Genomic DNA, 26,384 nt, shown 5'->3' with positions numbered 1-26,384 from the left:
ACTTCTCCAAAAAGGGATCGGGACCGTCACTTGCGCTTGAGAACGGAGATGAGCAGGCCGTTCACCGGCTGGGGCGTCAGGAACACCCCGGTGTCCCGCAGGGCCCACTCGGGCACGCGGGTGCCGGCGGGAAGGGCGCGAGGCGTGCCGTCGCCCGAGGACAGGTCGGCCTCGGCCGCGCCGGGTTCCTCCCCGATCCGCGCGGCGACCTCCCCGTACGCGATCCCGTCGTCGGTGATCGCCCGGACGGACACGTCGGCCTTGCGGCTCTCGCCGGCGTCCAGGCAGGCGCCGTGGCGGCGCTGGAGGTCGAAGGCGACGGTGCCGGCGGCGACGAAGCGGCCGTTGGGGGAGGAGACGGCCTCGCCCGTACGGGGGTTCTCGCAGACGATGCTCGTCTCCAGCTTGCCCGTGGCGGCGTTGTGCACGGCGACGAGGGGAGTGGAGAAGGTGCCCCCGGCCTCGGTGCGCCACCGGGTGAGGAGATGCCCGCCGACGGCCGCCATGTACTGGCCGTCCATGGAGAGCTTGTCCATCGTGGACCGGACGCCCGACGGGGCGTCGTCCTGGATGTGCCACGCGCCGGGCATCTCCACGAGGCCGAGGCCGTGCCCGGACACGACCCAGCCCTTGGCGGTCCTGACCCGCCCGACGCCTTCGGCGCAGGCGTCCGCGCACGCGTCGATCGTGCCGCTCGTCACGTCCACGGCGACGGCGCCCTTCCTCGTGCCGTCCCAGTGGACCTGGAGCCCGCCGCCGACGTCCTCGACGCGCAGGTCGTCCTCGCCCTTCCCGCCCTCGGAGTTCGGCCCGTACACCTCCACGGGGACGTCGATCTGCCGCACCGGCGCCACGGCCGGGCCGGAGGCGTCCACCGGGTGGACCAGGAGGCGGACGATCTCCTTGCCCTTGGTGAGGGCGTCCCCGCCCAGCATGCCGTGGGCCCACAGCACGACGTACTCGCGGCCGTCCTGGAAGGTGGTCGAGACCGAGGGCAGCTCCACCTTGTCGCCCTCGTGGGAACTCTTGCCGGCCTCCCCCAGGGGGGTGGGCGGCTCCCACGGCCTGCTGGTGAAGCGGACCTTGCCGGTCGACGCCTCCCGGACCTGGACGACGTAACCGCCCTCCGTGGTGTTCACGTAGGCGATCGTGTCGCTCCGGGGGGCCACGGCCACCGGCGGCTTCGAGGAGTACTTCGCCGGCATCCAGGAGAGCGGCTGCTCCCAGCCCCGGTCGGCGCTGTAGGCGGGCGGGACGGTGAGGAGGACCGAGGGGCCCGCCGGAGTCGGGGAGGCCGACGGCGCGGCGGTCGTCTTCTTCCCGTCGTCCCCCTTCTTCCCCGGGGACGCCGGCTCGCCGATCCCCGCGCATCCGGCCAGGAGCATCCCGGCCAGGACGGTCCCCGCCACGGCCTTTCGCGTGCGCATCACTGTCACTGCCTCTCTCGGTTCAGAACGCTTCGACCACCGGCACGGCCTTGGGCCTGTGGGCGCCCGGCTTGCACCCCGCGAACGGTCCGGAAGGGCTGCGGAGTTCGTGCATGACCGCCCCCAGGTGGTCGCGGTGCCACAGCGCGGGCCCGCTCGGGCCGGCCGCCGGGTCGGTGAGTTCCTGCCAGGCGAGCCACAGGCCGTGCAGCCGGGCCACCGCCTCCAGGTGTTCCCACCAGCGGGGGCACCAGGGCTCGCCGGAGGTGACCTCCCGGCCGTAGACGGGCAGCAGGAGCGCGTGCACCCAGGTCACCAGGGAGCGCAGCTCCTCGTCGTACTCCTCGCCGTCGAGGTAGAGGATGAACGGGGGAGCCGCCGGGTCGGACCCGGCCGGTCCGGCGGGGGCGCTCACCGGGACACCTCCTTCGCGGCACGGGCGGTGATGGCCCGCAGCTCCGCCGTCGCGGCGGCCTGGATGCGTTCGGCGCCCGGCTCCGCGTACCAGGGGCGCAGCCGGATCAGGGCGGGACGGACACCGGTGGCCAGGAGCAGGGCCGTGCCCTTGGGCAGGGCCCGGATGCGGTCGGCGGGAAGGATGCGCTCCAGCCGGTACGAGGTGGAGCGGGTCCGGCCGTCCTTGCTCCGGGAGTGGCTCACGGTGCGCACGTCGTGCTCGCCGACCAGCCGGGAGACCTTCTCCACGAAGTCCGCGTCGTCGAGGCCCGCGCCGAGGAGCTTGATGGTCGCCGCGCCCCACAGGGCGTCCATGCCGGCCTCGCCCCACACGCGGGAGCCCTGCCGGTAGCTCTGGAGCAGGGTCACGATGTTGATGCCGCGCGAACCGAGGTGCGAGTACAGATCGGGCAGGTCGGAGATCCGGCAGACGTTGGCGGCCTCGTCGAGGATCGCGGTCATCGGCGGTTCCAGCCGGCCGCCCATCCGCTCGGCGGCGCGGACCCCGGCGCGCAGGACGGAGTCGGCGACGGCGGCGATGACGCCCGCCGCCGAGCCGCCGCCGTCCTTGGACAGCAGGTACAGGGTGCCGGTGCCCAGCACGTGGTGGTCCGGGCGGAACTCCGGCAGGACCGGGTCGGGGGACACCCAGGCGGCGATCCGGGGATCGAGCAGGCAGCTCACGCACTGGCGGGCCGTCTCGTAGATGCCGTCCCGGGTCTCGACCGCTCCCTGGATCGTGCCCCGGAGCTGTTCGGCGAGGGCGGGCATGCCCGCGTCGCGCAGCAGGTCGATCGGGGTGCGGTCGGCGGGGTCGGCGAGCCAGCCGAGGACCTCGTCGATCTGCCGTCCGCCCTTGGCCGCGGCGTGGAAGAGGGCCGTCAGGGTGTTCTGGGCGGCGGAGATCCAGAAGTCCCGCTTGGAGGCGTCGTCGTTGACCGCGCCGACGAAGTGCCCGGCCAGCCGCCGGGCCCCCTCGATGTCGCGGGCGTCGGCGAGCATGTCCCACCAGAGGGCCCGGGGGGAGTGCGCGATGCCCTGGGGGTCGAACGTCCACACCTGGCCGACCCGTTCGCGTTCGGCCCGGGTCGCGGCGAAGACGTCGGACTTGTTGGAGGTCAGCAGGACGCTGCCGCGGGCGCGCAGGACGCGGGGGACGGCGATGCCGGTGGACTTTCCGGCGCGCGGCGCCATCAGGTCCAGTTCCACGTCCTCGTAACTGGAGCGCAGCTCGGGGCCGTTCGGTTCCAGGTTGCCGAGGAGGTTGCCGGTGTCGTCGGGGGTGAGCCTGCCGCCCGTCAGCTTCTTCAGGCCGGGACGGAGCTGGAGGGCGCGGGCCGCGGCCCCCTTGGGGAGCATCGCGGCGAGTTCCTTGCGGCCGGCGAGGCCCGGGGTGCGCCCGCCGCCCCGCTTGCGGACCAGCAGGACGAGGACGACGGCCAGGCCGGTCAGCAGCCCGGCCGTCACCGCGATGCCCGCGAACACGGCGGCCCGCGGGGCGTCCGGCCAGAGCGCGGCCGGGCCGTTTTCCACCAGGGAGGAGAGCGTCCGCAGGCCGAACGGGGGCGGGTTCCAGCCCGCCCCGGACGCGACGGCGCCGAGCGTTCCGCCCAGCCACACGCCGAGGAAGCCGAGGAAGACGAGGGCGGCGACGCCCACGATCAGCCAGGGCAGGTAGTCCTCGGCGGAGGTGGCGCCGCCCCGGGACTGACGGTTCGTCATCGGTGCTCCCCGGAACGCGGCAGGGGCATGTCCCGCCCCGCCCACCGCGTGTTGGTGTTGTGCAGGTTGCGCTCCGTCTCGGTGATGGCGACCTTGATGGGGATGCCGGGACGGCCGCCCACCTTGATCAGGAAACGGCCCCGGCCGGGCGGCTCGGAGCTCACGTCCGGGTTCGCCCAGCCGGGCGGCGACGACCAGGAGGAGACCAGTTCGATCTCCCGCTGGGACATGCCGATCACCTTGCCGAGATCCTCCATCTCGGTACGGGGCAGACCGGCGCAGACCACCATGCCGGCGCGCTCGACGAAGCCGCGGGCCTTGGCCCGGTCGGCCTCGCTGCCCAGCGCCTCGGCGTCCTTCAGGGTGTGGGTGATCTTGGCGTCGCCGAGTCCGAGCGAGCGGTTCAGGCGGGTGAGCGCGTCGATGCGCTCCACGATGCCGGAGGCGGCGCGCAGCGGCCGCCACAGCTCGTCGAGGACGGTGAAGAACCAGCGCTGCGGGGCCAGTCCGGCGTCCGCGAGCGCGTGGGCGGCGGCGACCGTGCCGAGCCCGTCGGACCAGGCGGCGAGCATCGCCGCCGCGGTCAGCTGGGTGTCCGCCTCGCCGATGCGGGAGATGTCCACGCACACGGCGGGCGCGTTGGGGTTGATGCGGGTGGAGGTCTCCGAGGCGAAGGTGTCGCCCAGCGGACCGTCCAGCACGCCGATGAGCGAGCGGTGCAGGGGGTCCACGGCCTTCTGGTACCGCTGCTGGTCGCCCCGGTCCAGGGTGACCGCGCGGACCCGGTCGGGGCCCTCGTCCAGCACCCTCAGCAGATCGGGCAGGAGGGGCGGGCGGCCGGGCGTGGACCGCTCCCTCAGGTGGTGCAGGCAGGCCGAGAGGACCGACTGCTCGTGGTCGTCCATGGGGCGCCCGCGCATGATGGTGATGAGCGCGGCCACCATGTTCAGGACGCGGCCGTGGGCCTCGGCCAGCAGGACGCGGCCGGCCTCTCCGCCGATGCGTTCCGCCGCCTCGCCCATGGCCCCGGGGTCGAGGACGTTGATGCCGCCGACGCCCCGGCCGATGGAGATCACCTGGCCGCCCAGGGCCCGCACGGTGTCCGCGTAGTCGGGCTTCAGGTCGCCCAGGACCAGGGGGACCACCCCGGTGGCCGTCATGCCGATCAGCATGCGGTTGACCAGCGTGGACTTGCCGAGTCCGGGCATGCCGAGCATGAACAGGGACGGGTTCGAGATGTACCGGGCCCGGGTGAACCAGGAGATCGGGTCGCCGCAGACCGTCGCACCGGTGTGCAGGTGCTGGCCGAGCGGGACCCCGGTCATCGGCGCCCCGGAACCGGCCGCGAACGGCCACAGGCCGCACGCCTGGACCGTGGTGGCGCGCCACATCGAGGGCGGGTCCACATGGGCGACCTGGCCGCCGCCGGGGCCGGGCCAGCCCCGCGCGGGCGCGACCGGGACCCGGCGGCGGGCGGCCTGCTTGGCCTCCTTGGCCCGCCGGAGCTCCTCGGCCTCCCCGGCCGCCTTGGGGTGCTTCCTGCTCACAGCGTCTCCCTGAGCTGGTACGGAATGAGGGTGTACTCCCACGGGAGGAGGCCGACGGGCAGCGTGCAGGTGAAGGCGGACGCCTGCATGCGGTCGGCGGGGCGCATCAGGATGCGGGAGGACGCCTGCAGGTTGCGGACGGTGATCGAGGCGTCCTGGAGCTCCTCCTCGTTGTCCACCGTGACGGTGACCATGAGGGAGAACTCCACCAGGCCGGCGCCGGACGCCTCCTCGGCGGCGGTCTGCTCGGCCGCCTGCATCTCGGAGGCGGCGCGGGCCTGGACCAGGCCCCGGCGGGAGCCCGCCATGAAGTGGGCCGCGCGCCGGTCGGCCTCCACGATGCGGGCGGAGGTCGCCGGGTCGATCGGCCGGTAGACGAGGGAGACGCGCTTGCGGCGGGTGCCCTGGGCGGGTTCGAGCAGACCGCGCAGCACGCTGGAGCGGACGGTGCCGCGCGGCGCCAGGGTGAGCATCCAGGTGCGGGAGATGCCCGAGTCGTGCTTGTAGCCGTCCACGGTCTCCACGGCGGCCGCCGGCCCGCAGTCCTGCCAGCTCACCCCGGTGGTGGCCTGGTTGGCGCGGACGGACAGCACGTCGGGCGCGATGGCCGGGTCGTAGGCGACCCGGACGATCTCCGCGATCCGCTCCTCGGACAGCGGCGAGGCGGAACCGCCGCCGGCCGCGACCAGGCCGGCCAGCAGGCCCGGCAGGCGCATCGAGAGGTCGGTGACCACGTCCTCGGGCTTGCGGCGGGGGCCGGGCAGGGCCCCGTAGGTGAGGGCGACGTACGTGTGCATCTCGGAGGAGGCGGACGGGTAGCGCGCCACGACCTCCTCCATCACCGCGCGGGCCGCCTCCGGGGCGTCCGGGGCGATCCGGGGCAGCACCTCGGCGGCCAGCCGGGTGCCGGTGTCGGGGGCCGTCTCCACGACGACCTGGGCGCCGCGCAGCCCCGGTTCGTGGGAGAGCCGGGACAGCCAGTCGCCCCAGGAGGCGACCCAGATGTCGACCTGCTCGGGGTCGACGAGGGAACCGCCGTCGGGCTCGCAGGCGAGCACGATGGTGTAGAGGTTCCGGCCGGGGTGGTGCAGGACGCCGAAGGGGCGGTCGTACGCGTCGCGGCCGTGCAGCATCTTCACGCGGGCGAGCAGCCCGGGAGGGGAGAAGTTGCCGCCGGGGCGGCGCGAGAGCGGCCCGGAGACGTAGGTGTGCGAGCCGTTGGCCTTGCGCTTCAGCCAGCCGATCCGGATGGCGACCATCTGGTAGACGTTCCTTCCGTCGGCGGTCCGCAGGGCGAGCGGGCCGAGGAACAGGGCGAGGGGGACGAGGACGGTGAGGGCGACGGAGATCGAGACGAGCGAGGCGAGCAGGACGACCACGAGACCGCCGAACGCGACGACGGTCCCGAGCAGGCCGAGGGGCCCGAGCCCGGGTCGGCGGGGGCGCCGCCAGTTCCCGTAAGTGGGCCGCGCCATGGATTCGGAGGCCACGGGGTTCCTTTCGGGGGAGGAGTGTACGAAGTGCGGACGGGCGTCCCGCCGGGTCAGCGGGTGCGGCCGCCGGAGGAGGGCGGTGTGGGGCGCGGAGTGGTGGTGCGGGCGCCCCGGGTCTGGTTCTGGTTCTGGGCCTGCGTGTTCTGCGTGGTCTGGGCGGTCTGCGTGGTCTGGGTGGTGCCCCGGGAGGAGCGCAGCTTGCTGGCGGCGGCGACGCCGACGGAGAACTCGCCCCTGGTGAAGGTGGGGGTCGTCTGCTGCGCGGGGACCACCGTGCCGGTGCCGGTGGGCGTGAACGCGCCGCGCTCGGTGGTGATCAGCCCGGTCGCCAGGCCCTGTCCGACGAGCTTCTCGGCGTTCTGGCGGCTGATGGAGTGGCCGAGGCCGGTGGTGTTCTTGGCGTAGAGGGCGCGGATCATCTCCTGCGGGGCCATGCGGCCGCCGTAGGGGTCGTTGCCCTGCTCGTACGCGATGCGGCCCGCCTGCCAGCGGCCGGCGTTCTGCGCGAGGGAGGTCTCCAGGGGGACCTCGACGGAGAGGATGACGCGCTGGTCGTATCCGTCCCGGGCGAGGTTGTCGAGGAGGGCGACGTTGGCCGTCTCGTTGGCGAGCGTGGCGTCGAAGAGGAGGTTGTGGCCCTCGCGGCGGGCCCAGGTCTCCAACTGGTCGCGGAGGTAGGACGCTTCGCGGTGCAACAGCCCGGACAGCTCCGCCGGGGAGAGTTCCCGGCCGAAGGAGAGGGCCATCGCTTCGGGGGAGAGCCGCGGCAGCCCGCCGGCCTCGAAGAGGGCGCGCTTGAACTCGTCGGGGTCGAGGACGACGTAGTCCTCCAGCTTCAGGCCGTGCGCGGAGGTGAGCAGGCGGCCCAGCTCGGACTCCTCGTTCTGCCAGGAACCGAGCTGGTGCTGCACGGTGCTCTTTCCGGCGCCGGGTGCGCCGGCCGTCAGCAGGACGGCGTTCCCCCCGCGCGGCCGGCCGGCGTACTCGGCCTTGAAGCGTTCGATGACGGAGGCGTGCAGGGCGAGGCGTTCGCGGTGGTAGAGGCCCTGGGTGGTGAACCGCGCGGCGGTGTCCCCCGCGCCGGGCGAGAGGTCTCCGCCCCGCCCCATGCGCTGTTGCAGCTCGGCGTAGAGCTGAGCGTATTCCCCCGTCAGCACGGGTTCTCCTTTCCCCTCCCCGGACCTGCCCGGGTCAGCCGCGCGCGTTCTTGCGGCGCAGGATCTCTTCCGCGTCCTCGTAGGTGATGTCGCCGAGCAGGACGGCGCCGTTGATCATGGAGAAGACGTTGTCCTGGCCCGTGGGCTCGATGAGCAGCGGGTCGTAGAGCTCTTCTTCGAAGTCCCAGGCCGCGATGGTCTCGATCATCTCCTCGCGGGGGATGCCGCCCTCGGCGTAACGCCTGAGGTAGTCGCGGAGGGAGGGCTTCTCGGTCATGGGTGGGTCCTTCCGTGCCGTGCCGCCGCCGGCGGGTGGGGTCCGCGTGCCGCGCCGCCCCACCCGCCGCCGTCGTCGTTACTGGTTGTGGCCCTTCATACCGTCGTTGTCGTCCAGGGAGCCCGCGACCTCGTTGGCCGCGTTCATGCCCGCCTGGGCGACCACCGCGGCGGCCTGGACGGCGATCATCGCGGGGCCCGCGGCCGCCGCGGCGCCACCGGCCGCCGCCGCACCGCCGCCACCCGCTCCCGCGCCTCCGGCGCCACCCGCGCCGGCCGACGGGGCCGCGCCGGCACCGGACGACGGGGAACCCACGGGGCCCCGTCCGCCGCCGCCACCGCCACCGCCGCCCCCTCCTCCGCCACCGCCACCGGCGCCACTGGCGATGCTGACCGCACCGCTCGCGATGCTGTTGGCGAAGTTGAGGGCCACGGTGCCGCCCGAGGTGCTGCCGAGCGCGGCGGTCGCCGGGACGACCAGCTTGAGCAGGGCGGGCAGGGCGAAGACCGAGAGGACGAGCATGCCCATGCCGGCGATGGTGTTCTCCAGGCCCGGGTCCTTCCGGCTCTGGGTCATGGACGTGGCCGAGTAGATGATCAGCGCGGCGGCCGGCTTGTAGAGCAGCCAGGCGACCAGCCAGCCGATGTGCTTCTTCCACCAGCCGTCGCCCCAGCCCGTCATCGAGGAGGCGGCGGCGATGGGAAGGGTGCCGATCAGCATGATGAGCACGCCCAGCCTGATGTACATCAGGATGATCTGCACGAAACTGGCCAGCATGACCAGCAGGCCGAAGATCAGGATCAGACCGGGACTGGTCAGCGCGGTGACGCCGAGAATGGTCTCGGCGTTCTCCCCCAGGTTGGCCTTCCGGTAGACCTCCTGGGCGTACGCGTCCGACGCCTGGTACAGCAGACCGGCCACGACGGGTATGAGGGTGGAGACGAGGATGACCTTCCACATGCCCATGAACGCCTGCTGCATGGACTGGCCCTTGCGCTCGTAGGCCATCCTGATCGCGGCGACGAGGACGGAGGCGACGGCCACGTAGCCGACGATCCACTTCGTCTCGCCGATGATCATGTCGAGCCCGGTGCCCCCCTCGGGGTTCAGGCTGCTGCCGCTGCCGACCTTCATCCAGACGCCGTTGAGGGCCTTGAGCACCTCGGAGGCGGCCGCCCCGATTGCGTTCGCGAAGGCTTCCACGGCGCTGCCGACCACGCTGTTGACGGCGCCCTTGGCGCCGTCCTTGGCGCATTGCAGCGGACTGGTGGCGCACTCGAGGAGGTCTCCGGGACTGGGCAGGTCAAGCGCCATTCCCGCCTCCCCAGAGGACGAATCCGTCCGTGCCGCCGACCGGCGTGATGCTCTCCGTGATGGAGCCGCTCAGCGTGGGACGGATCTTCCAGTCCCCGCCCTCCCAGACGACCGCGACGGTGCCCGTGACGTAATTCCCCTCGGGGAGCCGCATGAGCATCATCACCGTGGCGCGGTCCTTGTCGTAGGTGACCATGCTGAAGCCCACGTAGGTGCCGTTGCTGCCCGGTGCGCCGGGATCGTTCTCGTCCTTCTTCGCGGCGCGGGACTTCTTGAGGGCCTCCGTGCCGGTGCCGGGGGCGAACTGCCTCCCGACGACGGCCTTCCAGTCCGAACCGCCCATCTTGGTGGAGATGGAGTGCACCGCGAGCGCCGCACCCAGCGGCGTGTGCGCGAAGCAGGACCAGACGGGCCCGTCGTACTGGAGGGGGCCCGCCGTCGCGGACACCGGGACGAGTTCCGCCTGGTAGACCTTCCACTTCAGGTCGGCCGGGCTCTTCGGCGGAATCGTCTGGTCGCTGTCGTCCGTGCGGCAGCCCGCCGGCCGGGGTTCCTCCGCCCCGCCCGACGGCTTGCCCGAGGGGGTGGCCTGCGTGCCGCCCGGGGAAGGGGACGCCGTCGTCTCCGGCCCCCGGCCGGCGTTCGCGTCGCCTTCGCCGTCGTCGGCGAGTACGGCGTACCCGCCGACCAACGCCAACACCAGGAAGAACCCGGCGGACAGCAGCCAGCCGGGCTGCTGCCAGAACGGCTTCTCCCACTCACCACTGCTGCTTCGCCGGCTTCGCGGACTCATGGGTCGGCCTTCCCGGGTCAGTTGAAGACGAAGGAGACGAGCGGCCCGGCGGTGGCGACCAGGATGCATCCGCCCAGCACCATGCCGAGGCGGCCCATGTGCTCCGAGCCCTCGCCCCGGCGCATCGAGATCGCCATCATGGCGCCGGTGATCAGCACGCCCGCGACGCCCGCCGCGGTTCCCGCCCACGCGACGATGCCCAGTACGTCGTTGACCTTGCTGGTGAGTTCCTTCGGCGCGTCCATGCCCGGCTTGGGCACGTCGGCTGCGAGGATGATGTCGCGGACCTTGCTCAACATGGAGAATCTCCCCCCGTGGGAACGAGCCGTCGTGGCTCACATGTGGTGCCTGTACTGATGAGTTGGGTGGCGATGTCGCCGCTGCATCATGTCAGGGCTTCTTCGGTGCGTGTCCGTCTCCGGTCACAACAGTGACCTGTTCGGAACGGAACGCGGCCCGGAATCCCTTCAAGGCAGGAGGAATTGGACGATCGGGCCCGCGGTCGCTCCGATGATGCAGGCCCCCATCACGACCGCGAACTGCGTCAAGTGCTCATCACCGCTTCCCGATCGTAGCGAGATCGCCATCCGTGACCCCACGATCAGAACGCCCAGTACGCCCGCGGCGGTGACCAGCCAGGCGAGGTAGCCGAGGATCTGGTTGAGGGGACCGGTGACGTTCGCGCCGGGAGCGGCCAGTATCAGTTCCATCTCGTACTTCCCGTGGGCCGGTTCAGTTGCCGGCGACGAGCCGGCCGAGTGCGGCGACCTCGCGCGGCAGGGGCCCCGAGAGATTACCGGTACGCCAGGACGACACCCAAGGGACCCGGTGCACTTCGACCACCGAACCGATCACCTTGATCCGCTGGTTCAGCTCCCTCGGCAGCCGGCCGGGGGCGTCCGCGACGAGGACGACCGCCGCGAGCGTGACGCCCGCCGGAATCTCGTTCTGCCGGTGGGCGTTGAGGATCCGGGAGACCGCCTGGAGGCCCGAGGCGTGGGTGCGGGCCACCAGCAGGACGTTCCCGGGCCGCCCGGCCGCCGCGTCGGGCCAGGAGAGGCCGGAGTCGTGCCCTCCGAACACCTGGGCCAGGGTGGAGGTGCCCGCCCCGCCGTGGGCCCCCATCCAGGAGAACCGGCCCCCGGCGCCCGGCGGAACGGCCGCCCCGGGCACCGGCCCGGACGGCGCGGGCACCGGAAAGTCCTGGTACGGCACGGGATTCGGGGTGGATCCGTCCGAAGGCGCCGGTACCGGCCGGGCGGAGGGATCCACCGGTCCGCGGAGCCAGATCTCCGGCCCGCCGATCGTGTTCTGCTGCATATGTTCTGCCCCCGTGTCGACGTCCGTCGACTGTCTCGCGTAGCGTCCGACCCCGACAACGTACTGCGAATCTCCGGCCCTTGAACGCGCCGGACATGTGATGTTGTCGCCGGGCACGTGGAAGCGCGGCCCGGTGCCGGAGCTCGGGACGCGCCGACGGGGGAGCGATGTCAGGCAATGGGGGAAGCACCGTCGCGTGGGTCGCGGGCGGTGCCTTCGCGCTGGTCGTCATGCCGGTCTTCATGTTCGTGGGGGTGGGAGCGGGAGACGTCGGGCCCGACATGTCGGGCGTCAACGGCGGGACGCTGGACCCGAAGCACGTACCGCCGCAGTACCTGCCGTGGGTGCTGAAGGCGGGCTCCATGTGCCCGCAGATCACCCCGCCGGTCATCGCCGCGCAGATAGAGGCCGAGTCCGGCTGGATCAACGGGCGGACCTCGCCCGTCGGGGCCCAGGGCCTCTCCCAGTTCATGCCCGGGACCTGGAAGACCTGGGGCCGGGACGACGACGGCAACGGCCGCGTGAACCCCTTCGACCCCGGGGACGCGATCATGGCCCAGGGGCGCTACGACTGCGCCCTGGCCGAACAGGTCGAGGGGTACAAGTCCCGGGGGCGGGCGAGCGGGCCGACGCTCGACCTCACCCTCGCCTCCTACAACGCGGGGCCGGGCGCGGTGCTCAAGTACGGTGGCATTCCCCCGTACCAGGAGACCCGGGGCTACGTCGTCAAGATCAAGGCCGCCATGGCGAAGTACACGGCGATCGCCTCCGGCCCCGGCACGGGCACGATCCCCGCCGGACAGCGGCTGGCCATGCCGCTCTCCGGCAACCCGCCCGTCACCTCGCCCTTCGGCATGCGCGTGCACCCCATCACCGGGGTCCACAAGCTCCACACCGGCATGGACTTCGGGGTGGCGGCCGGCGTGCCGATCCTCGCCGCGAAGGAAGGCGTCGTCACCTCCGCCGGCATGGAGAAGGGGTACGGGAACCGCGTGATCGTCTCCCACGGCACGATCGGCGGCAAACAGATCTCCACGACCTACAACCACATGTCCGCGATCAACGTCTCCAGGGGGCAGAGGGTCGGCGTGGGAACGGTGGTCGGCCTCGTCGGGAGCACGGGCTACTCGACCGGCGCCCACCTGCACTTCGAGGTGCAGGAGAACGGACAGTACGTCAACCCCGCCCCCTGGATCGGAAAATGACCGGGCGGCGGGCGGACGGGAACGGAAGGAGGGGAACCGTGCGGAAGGCCATCGCCACGGTGCTCGTGACCGTCACGGGAGCGGCCGTCCTGGCCGGCTGCGGACTGAAGGACCTCCGGGAGTCGGACGGCGCGGGCGGAGGCCCGGGACCGGACCCGGTGGCCTCGGACTCCTTCACGCCCAAGGCGCCCGTCCCCCGGGGGAAGCCGCTGGACGGGGGGAGCAGGATTCCCGCCCCGCCGAAGGCGGACGACCGGGACCCGACCTCGGTCGTCCGCGCCTGGGCGACCGTCGCCTACGGCTACGACACCGCCTACGACGCGGGACGCCAGGACGCGGTGCTCCGGTCCCTCCCCTACCTCACCCCCGAACGCGCCGCCGCCGAACGCGAGCACGTCTCGTCGGGCGGCACCGGGGACGACTGGAACGTCTGGGCGCAGCACGGGGCGTGGACCACGGTGCGGCTCACCTTCGGCGACGGCGACGACGACCTCCCGCCCGACACCCCCGTCCTCGCCCGCCGGGAGGTCTTCGTCGAGGGCACGGCCCTGGGCCGGGACGGCTGGACCGGACCGGGCCCCCGGCTCACGGCCTGGGTCGAGCTGACCCGGCCGGCCGGCGGCGGTCCGTGGCGGGTCGCCGACGTCCAGGTGGTCGAGGAGGTCCTGCCGCCCTCCGCGCCGCCCTCCGCCCCTCCCGCTTCTCCCGCATCTCCGCCCGCACCGAAGAACTGAGTGAGGCATCCATGTCCGTGTTCAGCCGCCGCAAGCGGAAGGAAGAGGACCCGCCGCCGGCTTCCGGGTCCACGGCGGTCGAGGTACGGGTGCGCGCCGACGGGTTCGCCGAGGTGGACGGCAGGCCCGTGGTGGCGGGAGTCGGGGAGAACCCCCAGGACGCCGTGCTCGACTACCTGCACCGTCTCGTCCTGACGTCCGGACGGCCCGTGTCGGCCGTGGTGTACGACGAGCGGATCGGGTCGGTCGTGCCGCTGCGGGTGCTGGAGGACGGGTCGAGCGTCTTCTCGGGCCACCCGGCGCCGCTGTGGGAGGCCGGGTCCCAGGGCCTGCCGGCACAGGGGCCCGCGCCGGTGCCGGTGCCCGCGCGGGACTTCGCGCTCCCGCCCGGCCCGGCGGTACGGGCGCCCCGGCCCGCCGCCGTGGAACCGGTACCCGCGCCGCGGCAGGAGCCCGAGGCCCCGCCCGTACGGACACCGGCCCCGGCGCCCGCGCCCGCTCCGGTACTCGCGCCCGCCCCGGACCCGTCCCCGGTACCCGCGCCGGACCCGTCCCCCGTACCCGCCCCGTCTCCCGCGCCCGCTCCGTCCCCGGTGCCCGCGCCGTCCTCCGTGCCGGACCCGTCCCCCGTACCCGCTCCCTCTCCCGTACCGGCTCCCGCCCCCGTACCCACGCCGTCCCCCGCACCGGAACCCGCACCCGCTCCCGCACCCGTGGAGCCGCCCGTCCCCGCGCCGACCCCCGTTCCCGCCCCGGCCCCGGTCCCCGGCCCTCCCGTCGGCGAACCGGCCGCCGGTCCCGTGGCCCGCATCCACGAGGCGCTCCAGGCCGGGCGCATCGAGTGGGCCGCCACCCTCGCCCTGCAGAGCGTGAACGAGGCCGCCGCGCGCCTCGGCCCGGAGGCGTCCGAGACGCTGCGGCTGCGCGAGCTCAACGCGTACGTCGCCTTCGTCGCGGGGGACAGCCGCCGCGCTTTCGAGGGCTCCCTGGACATCGCCCGCGTACGCGTCGCGCACGACGATCCGCAGGCGCTGCAGAGCGTGCTGAACGCGGCGGCGGCCTGGCTCAGGGTCGCCGACCCCCACGAGGCGCTCCGGATGGGGCACGACCTGGTCGCCCTCTGGTCCACCCTCCCCCCGGCGGACCAGGTCCGGCTGGAGTCCGTGCGGGCCCGGATGGCCCGGCTGGAGCGGCGGGCGGGGACCGCCTGAGCATGCGTGCCGAAAGCGGCGCCGTCCTCCCGGAGGGCGGGCGGGGCTCTCGGCACGCGCCCCGGAGGAGCACGGGCGCGCCGCCTCCGGCCGGTCCGCGCGGGCGACCGTCCGCGCGGCGCCGCCCGTGCCCGCACACGGCCGCCGATCGCGTGCGTCGCATTTGTTTTGACCGGAGTCCGTGCGATAGGTACGCTCAAGCCTTGTGCCTGGGGTGTGCCTGGGCTCGTGTGCGTGTCCTCAACCGCACCGCGAGTCATATACCGGCCACCGTGGTCCGCGCTTTTCCGCCGTTGGCGGGGGTCCGCGCGATTCGACACACCCGACCGCGTGGGTCGGTGACTGTTCCAGGTTAGTTTTACCGACGGCACACAGAAACCGGAGAAGTAGTGCCTACGATCCAGCAGCTGGTCCGGAAGGGCCGGCAGGACAAGGTCGAGAAGAACAAGACGCCCGCACTCGAGGGTTCCCCTCAGCGCCGCGGCGTCTGCACGCGTGTGTTCACGACCACCCCGAAGAAGCCGAACTCGGCCCTCCGTAAGGTCGCGCGTGTGCGTCTGACCTCCGGCATCGAGGTCACGGCCTACATCCCGGGTGAGGGTCACAACCTGCAGGAGCACTCGATCGTGCTCGTGCGCGGTGGCCGTGTGAAGGACCTGCCGGGTGTTCGTTACAAGATCATCCGCGGTTCCCTCGACACGCAGGGCGTCAAGAACCGTAAGCAGGCTCGCAGCCGCTACGGCGCCAAGAAGGAGAAGTAAGAATGCCTCGTAAGGGCCCCGCCCCGAAGCGCCCGGTCATCATCGACCCGGTCTACAGCTCTCCTCTTGTCACCTCGCTGATCAACAAGATCCTGCTGGACGGCAAGCGTTCCACCGCCGAGCGCATCGTGTACGGCGCCATGGAGGGTCTTCGCGAGAAGACCGGCCAGGACCCGGTCATCACGCTGAAGCGCGCTCTCGAGAACGTGAAGCCGGCCCTCGAGGTCAAGTCCCGCCGTGTCGGTGGCGCCACCTACCAGGTGCCGATTGAGGTCAAGCCGGGCCGCGCGTCCACGCTCGCCCTCCGCTGGCTCGTCGGTTACTCCCGCGCCCGTCGCGAGAAGACCATGACCGAGCGCCTCATGAACGAGCTGCTCGACGCCTCGAACGGCCTCGGCGCTGCGGTCAAGAAGCGCGAGGACACGCACAAGATGGCCGAGTCCAACAAGGCCTTCGCGCACTACCGCTGGTAGTCGCAACCCACATCGAGACCGAGAGAAGACTGAGCCGATATGGCTACCACTTCGCTTGACCTTGCCAAGGTGCGCAACATCGGCATCATGGCTCACATCGACGCGGGCAAGACGACCACCACCGAGCGGATCCTGTTCTACACCGGTGTCTCGTACAAGATCGGTGAAGTCCACGACGGCGCTGCCACGATGGACTGGATGGAGCAGGAGCAGGAGCGCGGCATCACGATCACGTCCGCCGCGACGACCTGCCACTGGTCGCTCGAGAACGTCGATCACACGATCAACATCATCGACACGCCCGGCCACGTCGACTTCACCGTCGAGGTGGAGCGTTCGCTGCGCGTGCTCGACGGTGCTGTCACCGTGTTCGACGGCGTGGCCGGCGTCGAGCCGCAGTCCGAGACCGTCTGGCGTCAGGCGGACCGCTACGGCGTTCCGCGCATCTGCTTCGTCAACAAGCTCGACCGCACCGGTGCCGACTTCCTGCGCTGCGTCGACATGATCGTGGACCGCCTCGGCGCCACCCCGATCGTCATGCAGCTCCCGATCGGTGCCGAGGCCGACTTCCAGGGCGTCGTCGACCTCGTCCGCATGAAGGCCCTCGTCTGGTCCGCCGAGGCCAGCAAGGGTGAGATGTACGACATCGTCGACATCCCGGCCTCGCACACCGAGCTCGCCGAGGAGTACCGCGGCAAGCTGGTCGAGACCGTCGCGGAGAACGACGAAGAGATCATGGAGCTCTTCCTCGAGGGCGTCGAGCCCACCGAGGAGCAGCTGTACGCCGCGGTCCGTCGCATCACCATCGCCTCCGGCAAGGGCGGCGAGACCACGGTCACCCCCGTGTTCTGTGGCACCGCGTTCAAGAACAAGGGCGTCCAGCCCCTGCTCGACGCGGTCGTCCGCTACCTGCCGTCGCCCCTGGACGTCGAGGCCATCGAGGGCCAGGACGTCAAGGACCCCGAGGTCGTCGTCCGGCGCAAGCCGTCCGACGACGAGCCGCTGTCGGCCCTCGCGTTCAAGATCGCGAGCGACCCGCACCTCGGCAAGCTCACCTTCGTCCGGATCTACTCCGGTCGCCTGGAGGCCGGCACCGCGGTGCTGAACTCCGTCAAGGGCAAGAAGGAGCGCATCGGCAAGATCTACCGCATGCACGCGAACAAGCGTGAGGAGATCGACTCGGTGGGCGCCGGCGACATCGTCGCCGTCATGGGCCTCAAGCAGACCACCACCGGTGAGACGCTGTGCGACGACAAGAACCCGGTCGTCCTGGAGTCCATGGACTTCCCGGCGCCGGTCATCCAGGTCGCCATCGAGCCCAAGTCCAAGGGTGACCAGGAGAAGCTGGGTGTCGCCATCCAGCGTCTCGCGGAGGAGGACCCCTCCTTCCAGGTCCACTCGGACGAGGAGACCGGCCAGACCATCATCGGTGGCATGGGCGAGCTCCACCTCGACATCCTCGTCGACCGCATGCGGCGCGAGTTCAAGGTCGAGGCGAACGTCGGCAAGCCGCAGGTCGCGTACCGCGAGACGATCCGCAAGGCCGTCGAGCGCGTGGACTACACCCACAAGAAGCAGACCGGTGGTACCGGTCAGTTCGCCAAGGTGCAGATCGCGATCGAGCCCATCGAGGGTGGCGACGCCTCCTACGAGTTCGTGAACAAGGTCACCGGTGGCCGCATCCCGAAGGAGTACATCCCTTCGGTCGACGCGGGTGCGCAGGAGGCCATGCAGTTCGGCATCCTGGCCGGCTACGAGATGACCGGCGTTCGCGTCATCCTTCTCGACGGTGGCTACCACGAGGTCGACTCCTCCGAGCTCGCGTTCAAGATCGCCGGTTCGCAGGCCTTCAAGGAGGCCGCGCGGAAGGCTTCGCCGGTCATCCTCGAACCCATGATGTCCGTCGAGGTCACCACGCCCGAGGACTACATGGGCGAGGTCATCGGTGACATCAACTCCCGCCGTGGCCAGATCCAGGCCATGGAGGAGCGCAGCGGCGCTCGCGTCGTGCGGGGCCTCGTGCCCCTCTCGGAGATGTTCGGCTACGTCGGAGACCTCCGCAGCAAGACCTCGGGTCGCGCAAGCTACTCGATGCAGTTCGACTCCTACGCCGAGGTTCCCCGGAACGTCGCCGAGGAGATCATCGCGAAGGCCAAGGGCGAGTAACTCTCCCGAGTTCACGCTTTAGGCTTGACACCGAACGCCGGGGCTCGGCCCCCGAAACCCGAGGAACCGGGCCCCGGCGAACGGCATCCCAGCAAAGATCACCTGGCGCCGATGAGCAAGGCGTACAGAACCACTCTCCAGGAGGACCCCCGTGGCGAAGGCGAAGTTCGAGCGGACTAAGCCGCACGTCAACATCGGCACCATCGGTCACATCGACCACGGTAAGACGACCCTCACGGCCGCCATTACCAAGGTGCTGCACGACGCGTACCCGGACCTGAACGAGGCCTCGGCCTTCGACCAGATCGACAAGGCTCCCGAGGAGCGCCAGCGCGGTATCACCATCTCGATCGCGCACGTCGAGTACCAGACCGAGTCGCGTCACTACGCCCACGTCGACTGCCCCGGTCACGCGGACTACATCAAGAACATGATCACGGGTGCGGCGCAGATGGACGGCGCCATCCTCGTGGTCGCCGCCACCGACGGCCCGATGCCGCAGACCAAGGAGCACGTGCTCCTGGCCCGCCAGGTCGGCGTTCCCTACATCGTCGTCGCCCTGAACAAGGCCGACATGGTGGACGACGAGGAGATCCTGGAGCTCGTCGAGCTCGAGGTTCGTGAGCTCCTCTCCGAGTACGAGTTCCCGGGCGACGACCTGCCGGTCGTCCGTGTCTCGGCGCTCAAGGCCCTCGAGGGCGACAAGGAGTGGGCGGACAAGCTCCTCGGTCTGATGAAGGCCGTCGACGAGTCCATCCCGCAGCCCGAGCGCGACGTCGACAAGCCGTTCCTGATGCCGATCGAGGACGTCTTCACGATCACCGGTCGTGGCACCGTCGTCACCGGTCGCATCGAGCGCGGTGTCCTCAAGGTCAACGAGACCGTCGACATCATCGGCATCAAGACCGAGAAGACCACCACCACGGTCACCGGCATCGAGATGTTCCGCAAGCTGCTCGACGAGGGCCAGGCCGGTGAGAACGTCGGTCTGCTCCTCCGCGGCATCAAGCGCGAGGACGTCGAGCGCGGCCAGGTCATCATCAAGCCGGGTTCGGTCACGCCGCACACCAGCTTCGAGGCCCAGGCCTACATCCTGTCGAAGGACGAGGGTGGCCGTCACACCCCGTTCTTCAACAACTACCGCCCGCAGTTCTACTTCCGTACCACGGACGTGACCGGCGTCGTGACCCTCCCCGAGGGCACCGAGATGGTCATGCCGGGCGACAACACCTCCATGTCCGTCGAGCTGATCCAGCCCGTCGCCATGGAGGAGGGCCTCAAGTTCGCCATCCGTGAGGGTGGCCGGACCGTCGGCGCCGGCCAGGTCGTCAAGATCAACGCCTGATCTCGCACTGACCTGGTGGCTCGCAGGAGCCGCTGAGCGATAAGGGGAAGGCCCCGCACCGAGAGGTGCGGGGCCTTTCTCGCGTTCCGCCGGACGCCGCGGCCCGGGCGGGACCTTCCGGGCACGGCCTACGGCCGCCAGCTCCACAGCCGTCCGTCCGCGCCCGCGCCCACCACGGTCGCTCCCCGCGCGCCCAGGTGCAGGGCGGCCGAGACCACGGGACCGCCGGACGTACGGGTACGCCTGCGGCCGCCGGCCCGCACCGTCGCCCGGCCGCGCGGGTCCGTGCCGAGCAGGACGGTCCCGAGCGCCGCCGAGTGCGCGGCGACCACGCCCCCGTACCCGTCGAGGCCGGCGTCGCCGCGCGGGCCGAGCAGCTTCCCGGACGCCGGGGGCCGGTGGTAGAGCGCGCCGTTCGCGCTCGCCACGGTGGAGCCGGAGAGCGGGAGCCGTTCCGTCCGCTCCGTCCCGTCCACCCAGTGTCGTACGGACTCCCGGCCCGCCGCGTAGAGGTGCGTCCGGCCCGCCCCGTCCACCGAGACGGCCAGCCCGTCCTGGACCTCCGCGTCCCCGGGGAGGGTCCGCCAGGGACCCCAGGTCCCGTCCGCCGCCCGGACCCTGGTCGAGACGTGCTTGTCCGCGTTCCGCACGAAGAGGTGGACCCGGCCGTCGGGGGTCGCGACCGCCACCGGAGAACCGATTCTGCGCCCCCGGTCGCTTGTGTGTTCCGGGTTCCCCAGGCCCCGCCAGGCGAGGAACGGACCGCCGGGGGAGCGCTGCTCCAGGAGCACCACCTCGCGCCGGTTGGCCCCGCCGTGCCCGTCGAGCGCGGCGAACCGCACCCCGAAGAGCAGCGTCCTGCCGTCGTCGAGGACGGCCGAGCCGAGCGCCGGGGCGAGCGGGCCGCCGCCCAGGTCCTCCGGCTCGCCCCAGGCGCCGCCGGGGGCGGTCTCGCGCCGGCGGACCGCGCGCAGGCCCAGGACCCCGTAGGCCGTGAGCCGTCCGTCCGGCTCCTCGGCGAGCACCGGGCGGGCACCGGGCCAGCGGTGGTGGGTGGAGCGGACCCAGCCCTTGCGGTTGGTGAGCGGCCGGGTGCCGCCGACCCCGTAGTCGCCGCAGCCCGAGGGGTTCCCGCACCGCCAGGACGGGTTCCCGCCGTACGGGACGAGCCGGGCGGCCTTCTCCTTCAGGACTCCCGGCGGGAGGTTCTTGGGCCAGTGCCGGTTGTAGTAGCCCCGGAAGGCGGTCGTGGTGAAGGCCGGCACCGGCTCGCCGTCCCGCACCGCGTCCGCGACGCGGCGGCACAGCGCGGCCCAGGTGAAGCAGGCGACCGCCGTGTGGTCCCCGTGGTCCTCGTAGCCCGGCTGCTCGGCGTCGTTCCGCCGTGCGGCGTCGGTGCCGTGCTGGATGTCGGGGTCCGGGTCCAGGGTGTGCACCACGGTGGGCCGGTAGCGGGCGAGCAGTCCGGCCAGGACCTCGACCAGGCCGTCGTAGTCGTAGGTGTCCGGGCGGGTGAGGGGGGAGTCCGCCGACAGGTGGGTCCGCACCTCCAGGGAGCGGTCCTTCCAGAGCGCGGGCAGCGCCATGTACCGGCGGGGGGCGTGCATCGGCAGGTTGAGGAAGACCAGCTCGATCCGGCGGGTGCCGTGCGTGAGCGTGTCGATCTCGGCCCGCCGGCCTCCCGGGAGCGTCAGGACCCCCCGCCGCCACGGCGTGAACACCGGCAGGCCGAGGGCCACGGCGTACGACTGGCGCAGCCCCTGGTGGCGGGCGGCGGAGTAGGCCGCCCGGTCCGGGCGGGCCGCGGGCATTCCGGCGATCCGGTTCCGGCCGTTGTGCTCGCCGGCGGTCACGTACACGGAGACGAGCGGGACCCCCGCGTCGATCAGCCGCTGCGAGTCCGGGTTCATGAAGTACAGGTCGTCGTCCGGGTGCGCGGCGAACTGCATCAGGAGCGCCCGGTGGGGCGGCGTCGGGGCGACCGGTTTCCCCGGCGCCGGATCGGCGGTCGGTCCGGCCCGGCGCGGCTCCGGTACGGAGCATCCGGCGACGGCCGAGGCGCCGGCGAGGGCGCCGGCGAGGACCGTCCTGCGACGGGGGGTGGTGTGCTGCACTGGGGGGCCCTTCACTCATCGGTCCCCTGAAAGACGGATGTGCGCGCGAAGGGGTTGTGTCCGTACGGCACGGTTGACAGGCGTCTCGGATGACGGAACCCGGAGTCCGCTCACTGGTGCTCACGATCACATGGATGCAACAGTGAGTACGACGGCGGCGGAACGAGGGAGTTCCGGGCGGCCGTCCCTCCCTCCCGCGCGCGGCAACGGCGCCGAGCGCTCCCACCGGTTTCTCCGCCGGCGCATGCCGTGCCAGAAGGGGGTTCCACGTGCCGAACCGACCCGACCCGAAGGCCGCCCGGGCCGCTCTCGACGCCCTCCGCACCGAGATCGAGCACCGCAACCCGGCGCAGCCCGAGTTCCACCAGGCCGTCCACGAGGTGCTCGACAGCCTCGCCCCCGTGCTCGCGGCCCGTCCGGAGTTCGCCGAGCCCGGACTCCTGGAGCGGCTGGTCGAGCCCGAGCGGCAGATCATCTTCCGGGTGCCGTGGCAGGACGACCGGGGCCGTACGCGGGTCAACCGGGGCTTCCGCGTCGAGTTCAACAGCGCCCTCGGCCCCTACAAGGGCGGTCTGCGCTTCCACCCGTCGGTGAACCTCGGGATCGTCAAGTTCCTCGGTTTCGAGCAGATCTTCAAGAACGCCCTGACCGGGCTCGGCATCGGCGGCGGCAAGGGCGGCAGCGACTTCGACCCGCACGGCCGCAGCGACGCCGAGGTCATGCGGTTCTGCCAGTCGTTCATGACCGAGCTGTACCGGCACCTCGGTGAGCACACCGACGTGCCGGCCGGTGACATCGGCGTCGGCGGCCGGGAGATCGGCTACCTGTTCGGCCAGTACCGGCGGATCACCAACCGCTGGGAGGCCGGCGTCCTCACGGGCAAGGGCAGCGGCTGGGGCGGCTCCGCGATCCGCCCGGAGGCCACCGGCTACGGCAGCGTCCTCTTCGCCGAGGCGATGCTCCGCGAGCGCGGCGAGGGCCTGGAGGGCCGGACGGCCGTCGTCTCCGGCTCCGGCAACGTGGCCCTGTACACGATCGAGAAGCTGATCGCCCTCGGTGCCAACCCGCTGACCTGCTCCGACTCCGGCGGTTACGTGTACGACGACAAGGGCATCGACCTCGCGCTGCTCAAGCACGTCAAGGAGGTCGAGCGCGGCCGGGTGGCGGACTACGCCGAGCGCCGGGGCGCCTCCGCGCGCTTCGTGCCCGGCGGCCGGGTCTGGGAGGTCCCCGCCGACGTGGCCCTGCCGTCCGCGACCCAGAACGAGCTGGACGAGAACGACGCGGCGGCCCTGATCCGCAACGGCGTGAAGGCCGTCGCCGAGGGCGCCAACATGCCCACGACGGCGGAGGCGGTCCACCTGTTCCAGCGGGCCGGCGTCGCCTTCGGTCCGGGCAAGGCCGCCAACGCGGGCGGTGTCGCCGTCAGCGCCCTGGAGATGGCGCAGAACCACTCCCGTACGACCTGGAGCGCGGCCCGGGTGGAGGAGGAGCTGGCGGGGATCATGACCTCGATCCACACGGCCTGCCACGAGACGGCCGAACGCTACGGGGCGCCGGGCGACTACGTCACCGGGGCCAACATCGCCGGGTTCGAGCGGGTCGCCGGGGCGATGCTGGCGCAGGGCGTCATCTGAGCCGCGGCCGGGCCGGCCGCGTCCGCACGTCCCCGTCCCCGTACGCCTCCGCATCCGTGCCCGTACGTCCCCGGAAAGATTTTCCGGAAGATCTTCCCGGGGACGTAGAGACCGTCCGGACGGCTCCGACCGTAGGGTGACAGCGCGCCGGAGGGGCGCGCGGGAACGGGGAGGGCACCCGGAATGAAGTACGTCGCGATGATCTACGGCAACCAGGCCAAGTGGGACGCCTTCCCCGCCGAGGCGTGGCCCGAGGCGATCGCCCGGCAGGAGGCCTTCAACCGCGAGTACCGGGAGAGCGGCGAGCTGATCGGCGCGTACGGACTGGCCGACGCGGCCGCCGCCCGGCTCGTGCGGCGCGAGGACGGGGCGCCGGCCGTCACCGACGGCCCGTACCTGGAGACCAAGGAGTACCTGGCCAGCTTCTACCTCCTGGACTGCGACAGCCAGGAGCGGGCGCAGGAGATCGCCGCCGACATGCCCTTCGCGGACGTCGAGCCCGTCGAGCTGTGGCCGGTCCTGCACGAGTCCGCGGCGGACGCGTGAGCGACCGGAACGGCGTCGAGGACCTGCTGCGCGAGCACGCGCCGCGGGTCCTCGGCGCGCTCGTCCGGCGGCACGGCGACTTCGACCTCTGCGAGGACGCCCTCCAGGAGGCCCTGATCGCCGCCGCCCGGCAGTGGCCCGGGGAGGGCGTGCCCGGCAACGCGTACGGCTGGCTGCTGACCGTCGCCCACCGCCGGTACGTGGACCTGGTGCGCGGCGAGGCCGCGCGCAGGCGCCGCGAGGACGCCGTCGCGCTCGCCACCCCGGACTCCGAGCTCCTGGCGCGCGCGGCGGACGAGGACCCCGGTACGGACCGGGACGACTCCCTGGCGCTGCTCTTCCTCTGCTGCCGCCCGGAGCTGTCGCCGCCCAGCCGGATCGCGCTCACCCTGCGCGCCGTCGGCGGCCTCACCACCGCGCAGATCGCCGCCGCCTTCCTGGTGCCCGAGGCGACCATGGCGCAGCGGATCAGCCGGGCCAAACAGGCGATCAGGGAAGGGGGTTGGCCGCTGACCCCGCCGGGGGGCGAGGAGGGCGCGGCCCGCCTCGCCGAGGTGCGGCACGTGCTGTACCTGATCTTCAACGAGGGCTACACGACCAGCGGCGGCGACGCGCTCACCGCGCCCGCGCTGTCCACGGAGGCGATCCGGCTCGCCCGGCTGCTGCACCGGCTCGTCCCCGACGACACCGAGACGGCGGGACTGCTCGCCCTCATGCTGCTCACCGACGCCCGCCGTCCGGCCCGCACGGGGCCGGCCGGGGAGCTGGTGCCGCTCACGGAGCAGGACCGGACGCGCTGGGACGGCCGGCTGGTCGCGGAGGGGGTGGAGCTGCTCGGCCGCACCCTGCCGAAGGGGCGGGTCGGTCCGTACCAGCTCCAGGCGGCGATCGCGGCCGTGCACGACGAGGCGGGGTCCGCCGGAGAGACGGACTGGCCGCAGATCCTCGCCCTGTACGACCTCCTGGAGCGGACCGGGCCGAACCCGATGGTCACGCTCAACCGCGCGGTCGCCGTCGCGATGGTCCACGGCCCCGGAGCCGGGCTCGAACTCCTGGACGGGCTGGCGGCGGACAAGCGGCTCGCCCGGCACCACCGCCTCCTCGCCGCGCGGGCGCACCTCCTCGAACTGCTCGGCGACGACGGGGGCGCCGCCACCGCCTACCGCGAGGCGGCCCGCCGCACGGCCGGCGCCCCCGAACGGCGCTACCTGACGGAGCGGGCCCGGCGCCTGGCAGGGCCGGGGGAGAGGGGCGCCTGAGCGCCGCGCGCACACCCTGCGTATGCGCCCCGGCGCATGGGCGTACGTGACGTGGGGTACAGTCTTCGACCCCGATTGGCGGCCGGATGCCCGTGTGTGGCAGACTGTCGGGGTTGCTCGGTTGAGTGCCGATGCTGCGCGCCTCCCGTCGGGGGGACCGGAAGCGAGTCCCACAGTACTCGTCGCTCCTTCTCAGGGGCGGACGTACGGGAATCTTCTGGGAAGCGTCAGCGGGGTGCCGGCCAGGCACCCGGTGGGCCGGTGGAGACAGTGCGGCAGCCCCCGATCGGCGGTCATGGCGACCGTGCCCCCTTGGTTGGGAAGTCCCTGGGACTTCTGCGTAGAGGGAGTGCGACACGCCCGACCGCGTGGGTCGGAGGAGGCGGCGGTTCTCCGGAAGCACGACCGACCGGGTTCCAGAGCGTTTACGAGACAAAGGACTACTGAGTAGCCATGGCGGGACAGAAGATCCGCATCCGGCTCAAGGCCTACGACCACGAGGTCATCGACTCCTCGGCGAAGAAGATCGTCGAGACGGTGACGCGCACTGGTGCGTCGGTCGCGGGCCCGGTGCCGCTGCCCACTGAGAAGAACGTGTACTGCGTCATCAAGTCGCCGCACAAGTACAAGGACTCGCGCGAGCACTTCGAGATGCGCACGCACAAGCGCCTCATCGACATCCTCGACCCCACGCCGAAGACGGTCGACTCGCTCATGCGCCTCGACCTGCCGGCGGGCGTCGACATCGAGATCAAGCTCTGAGGTGACGCGCGAGATGGCTAAGAACATCAAGGGCATCCTGGGCGAGAAGCTCGGCATGACGCAGGTCTGGGACGAGAACAACCGGGTCGTCCCGGTGACCGTCGTCAAGGCCGGCCCGAATGTCGTGACCCAGGTGCGTACGAACGACACCGACGGCTACGAGTCGGTCCAGATCGCCTTCGGCGAGATCGACCCGCGCAAGGTGAACAAGCCCCTCAAGGGCCACTTCGCCAAGGCCGACGTCACCCCGCGCCGCCACCTGGTGGAGCTCCGCACCGCCGACGCCTCCGAGTACACGCTCGGCCAGGAGATCACCGCCGAGCTCTTCGAGGCCGGCGTGAAGGTCGACGTCACCGGCAAGAGCAAGGGCAAGGGCTTCGCCGGTGTCATGAAGCGCCACAACTTCCGTGGTGGCAAGGCGTCGCACGGTGCCCACCGCGTGCACCGCAAGCCCGGTTCCATCGGTGGCTGCGCCACCCCGGGCCGTGTCTTCAAGGGCATGCGCATGGCCGGTCGCATGGGCAACGAGCGTGTGACCACCCAGAACCTGACCGTCCACGCCGTTGACGCCGAGAAGGGTCTGCTGCTCATCAAGGGCGCCGTCCCCGGCCCGAACGGTGGCCTCGTCCTGGTCCGCACCGCGGCCAAGGGGGTTTGAGGAACCG

At 72.0% G+C, this 26,384-nt stretch carries 25 protein-coding genes; 12 read left to right on the top strand and 13 right to left on the bottom strand.

What is annotated here, in order from left to right; translation table 11 throughout:
- Positions 1-26: 26 nt before the first annotated feature.
- From ACFYZY_RS00475 to ACFYZY_RS00420, 12 genes are all read right to left on the bottom strand, one after another.
- On the bottom strand, positions 27-1,427 hold the full coding sequence (locus tag ACFYZY_RS00475) for a hypothetical protein (protein WP_388687997.1): 1,401 nt from the start codon (positions 1,425-1,427) through the stop codon (positions 27-29).
- Positions 1,428-1,449: 22 nt separating this feature from the next.
- Positions 1,450-1,842 carry a DUF4913 domain-containing protein gene (locus ACFYZY_RS00470; protein WP_388687994.1) on the bottom strand — a complete coding sequence of 131 codons (393 nt, stop codon included), beginning with the start codon at positions 1,840-1,842 and terminating at the stop codon, positions 1,450-1,452.
- Positions 1,839-3,605, bottom strand: coding sequence for a type IV secretory system conjugative DNA transfer family protein (locus tag ACFYZY_RS00465; protein ID WP_388687992.1), 1,767 nt, complete (start codon positions 3,603-3,605; stop codon positions 1,839-1,841). The genes ACFYZY_RS00470 and ACFYZY_RS00465 overlap by 4 nt, the downstream gene beginning before the upstream one ends.
- Entirely contained in the window at positions 3,602-5,011 is a 1,410-nt protein-coding gene (locus ACFYZY_RS00460) for an ATP/GTP-binding protein (RefSeq protein WP_388688767.1), read from the bottom strand. The genes ACFYZY_RS00465 and ACFYZY_RS00460 overlap by 4 nt, the downstream gene beginning before the upstream one ends.
- Positions 5,012-5,148: 137 nt before the next feature.
- A complete protein-coding gene (locus ACFYZY_RS00455; RefSeq protein ID WP_388688765.1) occupies positions 5,149-6,627 on the bottom strand; it encodes an SCO6880 family protein in 1,479 nt (492 codons plus the stop codon).
- A gap of 68 nt (positions 6,628-6,695) precedes the next feature.
- Positions 6,696-7,802: a zeta toxin family protein gene (locus ACFYZY_RS00450; RefSeq protein WP_388687989.1), complete on the bottom strand. Its 1,107-nt coding sequence runs from the start codon at positions 7,800-7,802 to the stop codon at positions 6,696-6,698.
- Positions 7,803-7,836: 34 nt separating this feature from the next.
- Complete coding sequence (locus ACFYZY_RS00445; RefSeq protein ID WP_388687987.1) at positions 7,837-8,079, bottom strand: hypothetical protein; 243 nt, start codon at positions 8,077-8,079, stop codon at positions 7,837-7,839.
- A gap of 78 nt (positions 8,080-8,157) precedes the next feature.
- A complete protein-coding gene (locus tag ACFYZY_RS00440; RefSeq protein WP_388687984.1) occupies positions 8,158-9,393 on the bottom strand; it encodes a hypothetical protein in 1,236 nt (411 codons plus the stop codon).
- A complete protein-coding gene (locus ACFYZY_RS00435) occupies positions 9,383-10,186 on the bottom strand; it encodes a hypothetical protein (protein ID WP_388687982.1) in 804 nt (267 codons plus the stop codon). The genes ACFYZY_RS00440 and ACFYZY_RS00435 overlap by 11 nt, the downstream gene beginning before the upstream one ends.
- A gap of 17 nt (positions 10,187-10,203) precedes the next feature.
- Positions 10,204-10,485: a hypothetical protein gene (locus ACFYZY_RS00430; protein WP_388687979.1), complete on the bottom strand. Its 282-nt coding sequence runs from the start codon at positions 10,483-10,485 to the stop codon at positions 10,204-10,206.
- A 168-nt stretch (positions 10,486-10,653) separates the two neighbouring features.
- The gene (locus ACFYZY_RS00425; protein WP_388687977.1) at positions 10,654-10,896 is read right to left on the bottom strand and encodes a hypothetical protein; all 243 of its coding nucleotides are present in this window, start codon (positions 10,894-10,896) and stop codon (positions 10,654-10,656) included.
- Positions 10,897-10,918: 22 nt separating this feature from the next.
- Positions 10,919-11,380 carry a DUF6668 family protein gene (locus ACFYZY_RS00420; protein ID WP_388687975.1) on the bottom strand — a complete coding sequence of 154 codons (462 nt, stop codon included), beginning with the start codon at positions 11,378-11,380 and terminating at the stop codon, positions 10,919-10,921.
- Between the two features lie 293 nt (positions 11,381-11,673).
- Here ACFYZY_RS00420 and ACFYZY_RS00415 point away from each other — a divergent pair, with 293 nt between their 5' ends.
- The 7 genes from ACFYZY_RS00415 (at position 11,674) to tuf (ending at position 19,401) form a co-directional block, all read left to right on the top strand.
- Entirely contained in the window at positions 11,674-12,711 is a 1,038-nt protein-coding gene (locus ACFYZY_RS00415; RefSeq protein ID WP_388687973.1) for a peptidoglycan DD-metalloendopeptidase family protein, read from the top strand.
- Between the two features lie 38 nt (positions 12,712-12,749).
- Positions 12,750-13,445 carry a hypothetical protein gene (locus ACFYZY_RS00410; protein WP_388687970.1) on the top strand — a complete coding sequence of 232 codons (696 nt, stop codon included), beginning with the start codon at positions 12,750-12,752 and terminating at the stop codon, positions 13,443-13,445.
- Positions 13,446-13,456: 11 nt separating this feature from the next.
- The gene (locus ACFYZY_RS00405; RefSeq protein WP_388687968.1) at positions 13,457-14,656 is read left to right on the top strand and encodes a tetratricopeptide repeat protein; all 1,200 of its coding nucleotides are present in this window, start codon (positions 13,457-13,459) and stop codon (positions 14,654-14,656) included.
- Between the two features lie 389 nt (positions 14,657-15,045).
- Positions 15,046-15,417 (top strand): 30S ribosomal protein S12, encoded by a 372-nt coding sequence (gene rpsL / locus ACFYZY_RS00400; RefSeq protein ID WP_003948652.1) that lies wholly within the window; start codon positions 15,046-15,048, stop codon positions 15,415-15,417.
- Positions 15,418-15,419: 2 nt separating this feature from the next.
- Positions 15,420-15,890: a 30S ribosomal protein S7 gene (rpsG, locus tag ACFYZY_RS00395; protein WP_015035567.1), complete on the top strand. Its 471-nt coding sequence runs from the start codon at positions 15,420-15,422 to the stop codon at positions 15,888-15,890.
- A 39-nt stretch (positions 15,891-15,929) separates the two neighbouring features.
- Complete coding sequence (fusA, locus tag ACFYZY_RS00390) at positions 15,930-18,056, top strand: elongation factor G (RefSeq protein ID WP_388687965.1); 2,127 nt, start codon at positions 15,930-15,932, stop codon at positions 18,054-18,056.
- A gap of 151 nt (positions 18,057-18,207) precedes the next feature.
- Positions 18,208-19,401, top strand: a complete 1,194-nt coding sequence (tuf, locus tag ACFYZY_RS00385) for an elongation factor Tu (protein ID WP_388687963.1) — start codon at positions 18,208-18,210, stop codon at positions 19,399-19,401.
- 128 nt (positions 19,402-19,529) lie between these two features.
- Here the strand turns inward: tuf and ACFYZY_RS00380 are convergent, their stop codons facing one another.
- Positions 19,530-21,515 (bottom strand): PIG-L family deacetylase, encoded by a 1,986-nt coding sequence (locus ACFYZY_RS00380; protein ID WP_388687961.1) that lies wholly within the window; start codon positions 21,513-21,515, stop codon positions 19,530-19,532.
- A gap of 269 nt (positions 21,516-21,784) precedes the next feature.
- On the opposite strand from ACFYZY_RS00380, the gene gdhA reads away from it, so the two are divergent.
- The 5 genes from gdhA (at position 21,785) to rplC (ending at position 26,377) form a co-directional block, all read left to right on the top strand.
- Positions 21,785-23,152 (top strand): NADP-specific glutamate dehydrogenase, encoded by a 1,368-nt coding sequence (gdhA, locus tag ACFYZY_RS00375; protein WP_388687959.1) that lies wholly within the window; start codon positions 21,785-21,787, stop codon positions 23,150-23,152.
- A gap of 183 nt (positions 23,153-23,335) precedes the next feature.
- A complete protein-coding gene (locus ACFYZY_RS00370; RefSeq protein ID WP_388687956.1) occupies positions 23,336-23,698 on the top strand; it encodes a YciI family protein in 363 nt (120 codons plus the stop codon).
- Positions 23,695-24,957: an RNA polymerase sigma factor gene (locus ACFYZY_RS00365; RefSeq protein ID WP_388687953.1), complete on the top strand. Its 1,263-nt coding sequence runs from the start codon at positions 23,695-23,697 to the stop codon at positions 24,955-24,957. The genes ACFYZY_RS00370 and ACFYZY_RS00365 overlap by 4 nt, the downstream gene beginning before the upstream one ends.
- A gap of 453 nt (positions 24,958-25,410) precedes the next feature.
- A complete protein-coding gene (gene rpsJ, locus ACFYZY_RS00360) occupies positions 25,411-25,719 on the top strand; it encodes a 30S ribosomal protein S10 (RefSeq protein ID WP_003948644.1) in 309 nt (102 codons plus the stop codon).
- Positions 25,720-25,732: 13 nt separating this feature from the next.
- Positions 25,733-26,377, top strand: a complete 645-nt coding sequence (rplC, locus tag ACFYZY_RS00355; RefSeq protein ID WP_388687950.1) for a 50S ribosomal protein L3 — start codon at positions 25,733-25,735, stop codon at positions 26,375-26,377.
- The last annotated feature ends 7 nt before the right edge of the window (positions 26,378-26,384 follow it).

The sequence above is a fragment of the Streptomyces sp. NPDC001744 genome, assembly GCF_042892575.1.
In the GTDB taxonomy this organism is placed as follows: Bacteria; Actinomycetota; Actinomycetes; order Streptomycetales; family Streptomycetaceae; genus Streptomyces.
This window is presented reverse-complemented; position numbering and strand designations above follow the sequence as displayed.

What these genes read in the sequence shown, in the direction of transcription:
- ACFYZY_RS00475 (WP_388687997.1), bottom strand. Translation starts at nt 1,427, where the DNA reads ATGCGCACGCGAAAGGCCGTGGCGGGGACCGTCCTGGCCGGGATGCTC.
- ACFYZY_RS00465 (WP_388687992.1), bottom strand. Translation starts at nt 3,605, where the DNA reads ATGACGAACCGTCAGTCCCGGGGCGGCGCCACCTCCGCCGAGGACTAC.
- ACFYZY_RS00455 (WP_388688765.1), bottom strand. Translation starts at nt 6,627, where the DNA reads ATGGCGCGGCCCACTTACGGGAACTGGCGGCGCCCCCGCCGACCCGGG.
- ACFYZY_RS00445 (WP_388687987.1), bottom strand. Translation starts at nt 8,079, where the DNA reads ATGACCGAGAAGCCCTCCCTCCGCGACTACCTCAGGCGTTACGCCGAG.
- ACFYZY_RS00440 (WP_388687984.1), bottom strand. Translation starts at nt 9,393, where the DNA reads ATGGCGCTTGACCTGCCCAGTCCCGGAGACCTCCTCGAGTGCGCCACC.
- ACFYZY_RS00435 (WP_388687982.1), bottom strand. Translation starts at nt 10,186, where the DNA reads ATGAGTCCGCGAAGCCGGCGAAGCAGCAGTGGTGAGTGGGAGAAGCCG.
- ACFYZY_RS00430 (WP_388687979.1), bottom strand. Translation starts at nt 10,485, where the DNA reads ATGTTGAGCAAGGTCCGCGACATCATCCTCGCAGCCGACGTGCCCAAG.
- ACFYZY_RS00425 (WP_388687977.1), bottom strand. Translation starts at nt 10,896, where the DNA reads ATGGAACTGATACTGGCCGCTCCCGGCGCGAACGTCACCGGTCCCCTC.
- ACFYZY_RS00415 (WP_388687973.1), top strand. Translation starts at nt 11,674, where the DNA reads ATGTCAGGCAATGGGGGAAGCACCGTCGCGTGGGTCGCGGGCGGTGCC.
- ACFYZY_RS00405 (WP_388687968.1), top strand. Translation starts at nt 13,457, where the DNA reads ATGTCCGTGTTCAGCCGCCGCAAGCGGAAGGAAGAGGACCCGCCGCCG.
- rpsG (WP_015035567.1), top strand. Translation starts at nt 15,420, where the DNA reads ATGCCTCGTAAGGGCCCCGCCCCGAAGCGCCCGGTCATCATCGACCCG.
- fusA (WP_388687965.1), top strand. Translation starts at nt 15,930, where the DNA reads ATGGCTACCACTTCGCTTGACCTTGCCAAGGTGCGCAACATCGGCATC.
- ACFYZY_RS00370 (WP_388687956.1), top strand. Translation starts at nt 23,336, where the DNA reads ATGAAGTACGTCGCGATGATCTACGGCAACCAGGCCAAGTGGGACGCC.
- rpsJ (WP_003948644.1), top strand. Translation starts at nt 25,411, where the DNA reads ATGGCGGGACAGAAGATCCGCATCCGGCTCAAGGCCTACGACCACGAG.
- rplC (WP_388687950.1), top strand. Translation starts at nt 25,733, where the DNA reads ATGGCTAAGAACATCAAGGGCATCCTGGGCGAGAAGCTCGGCATGACG.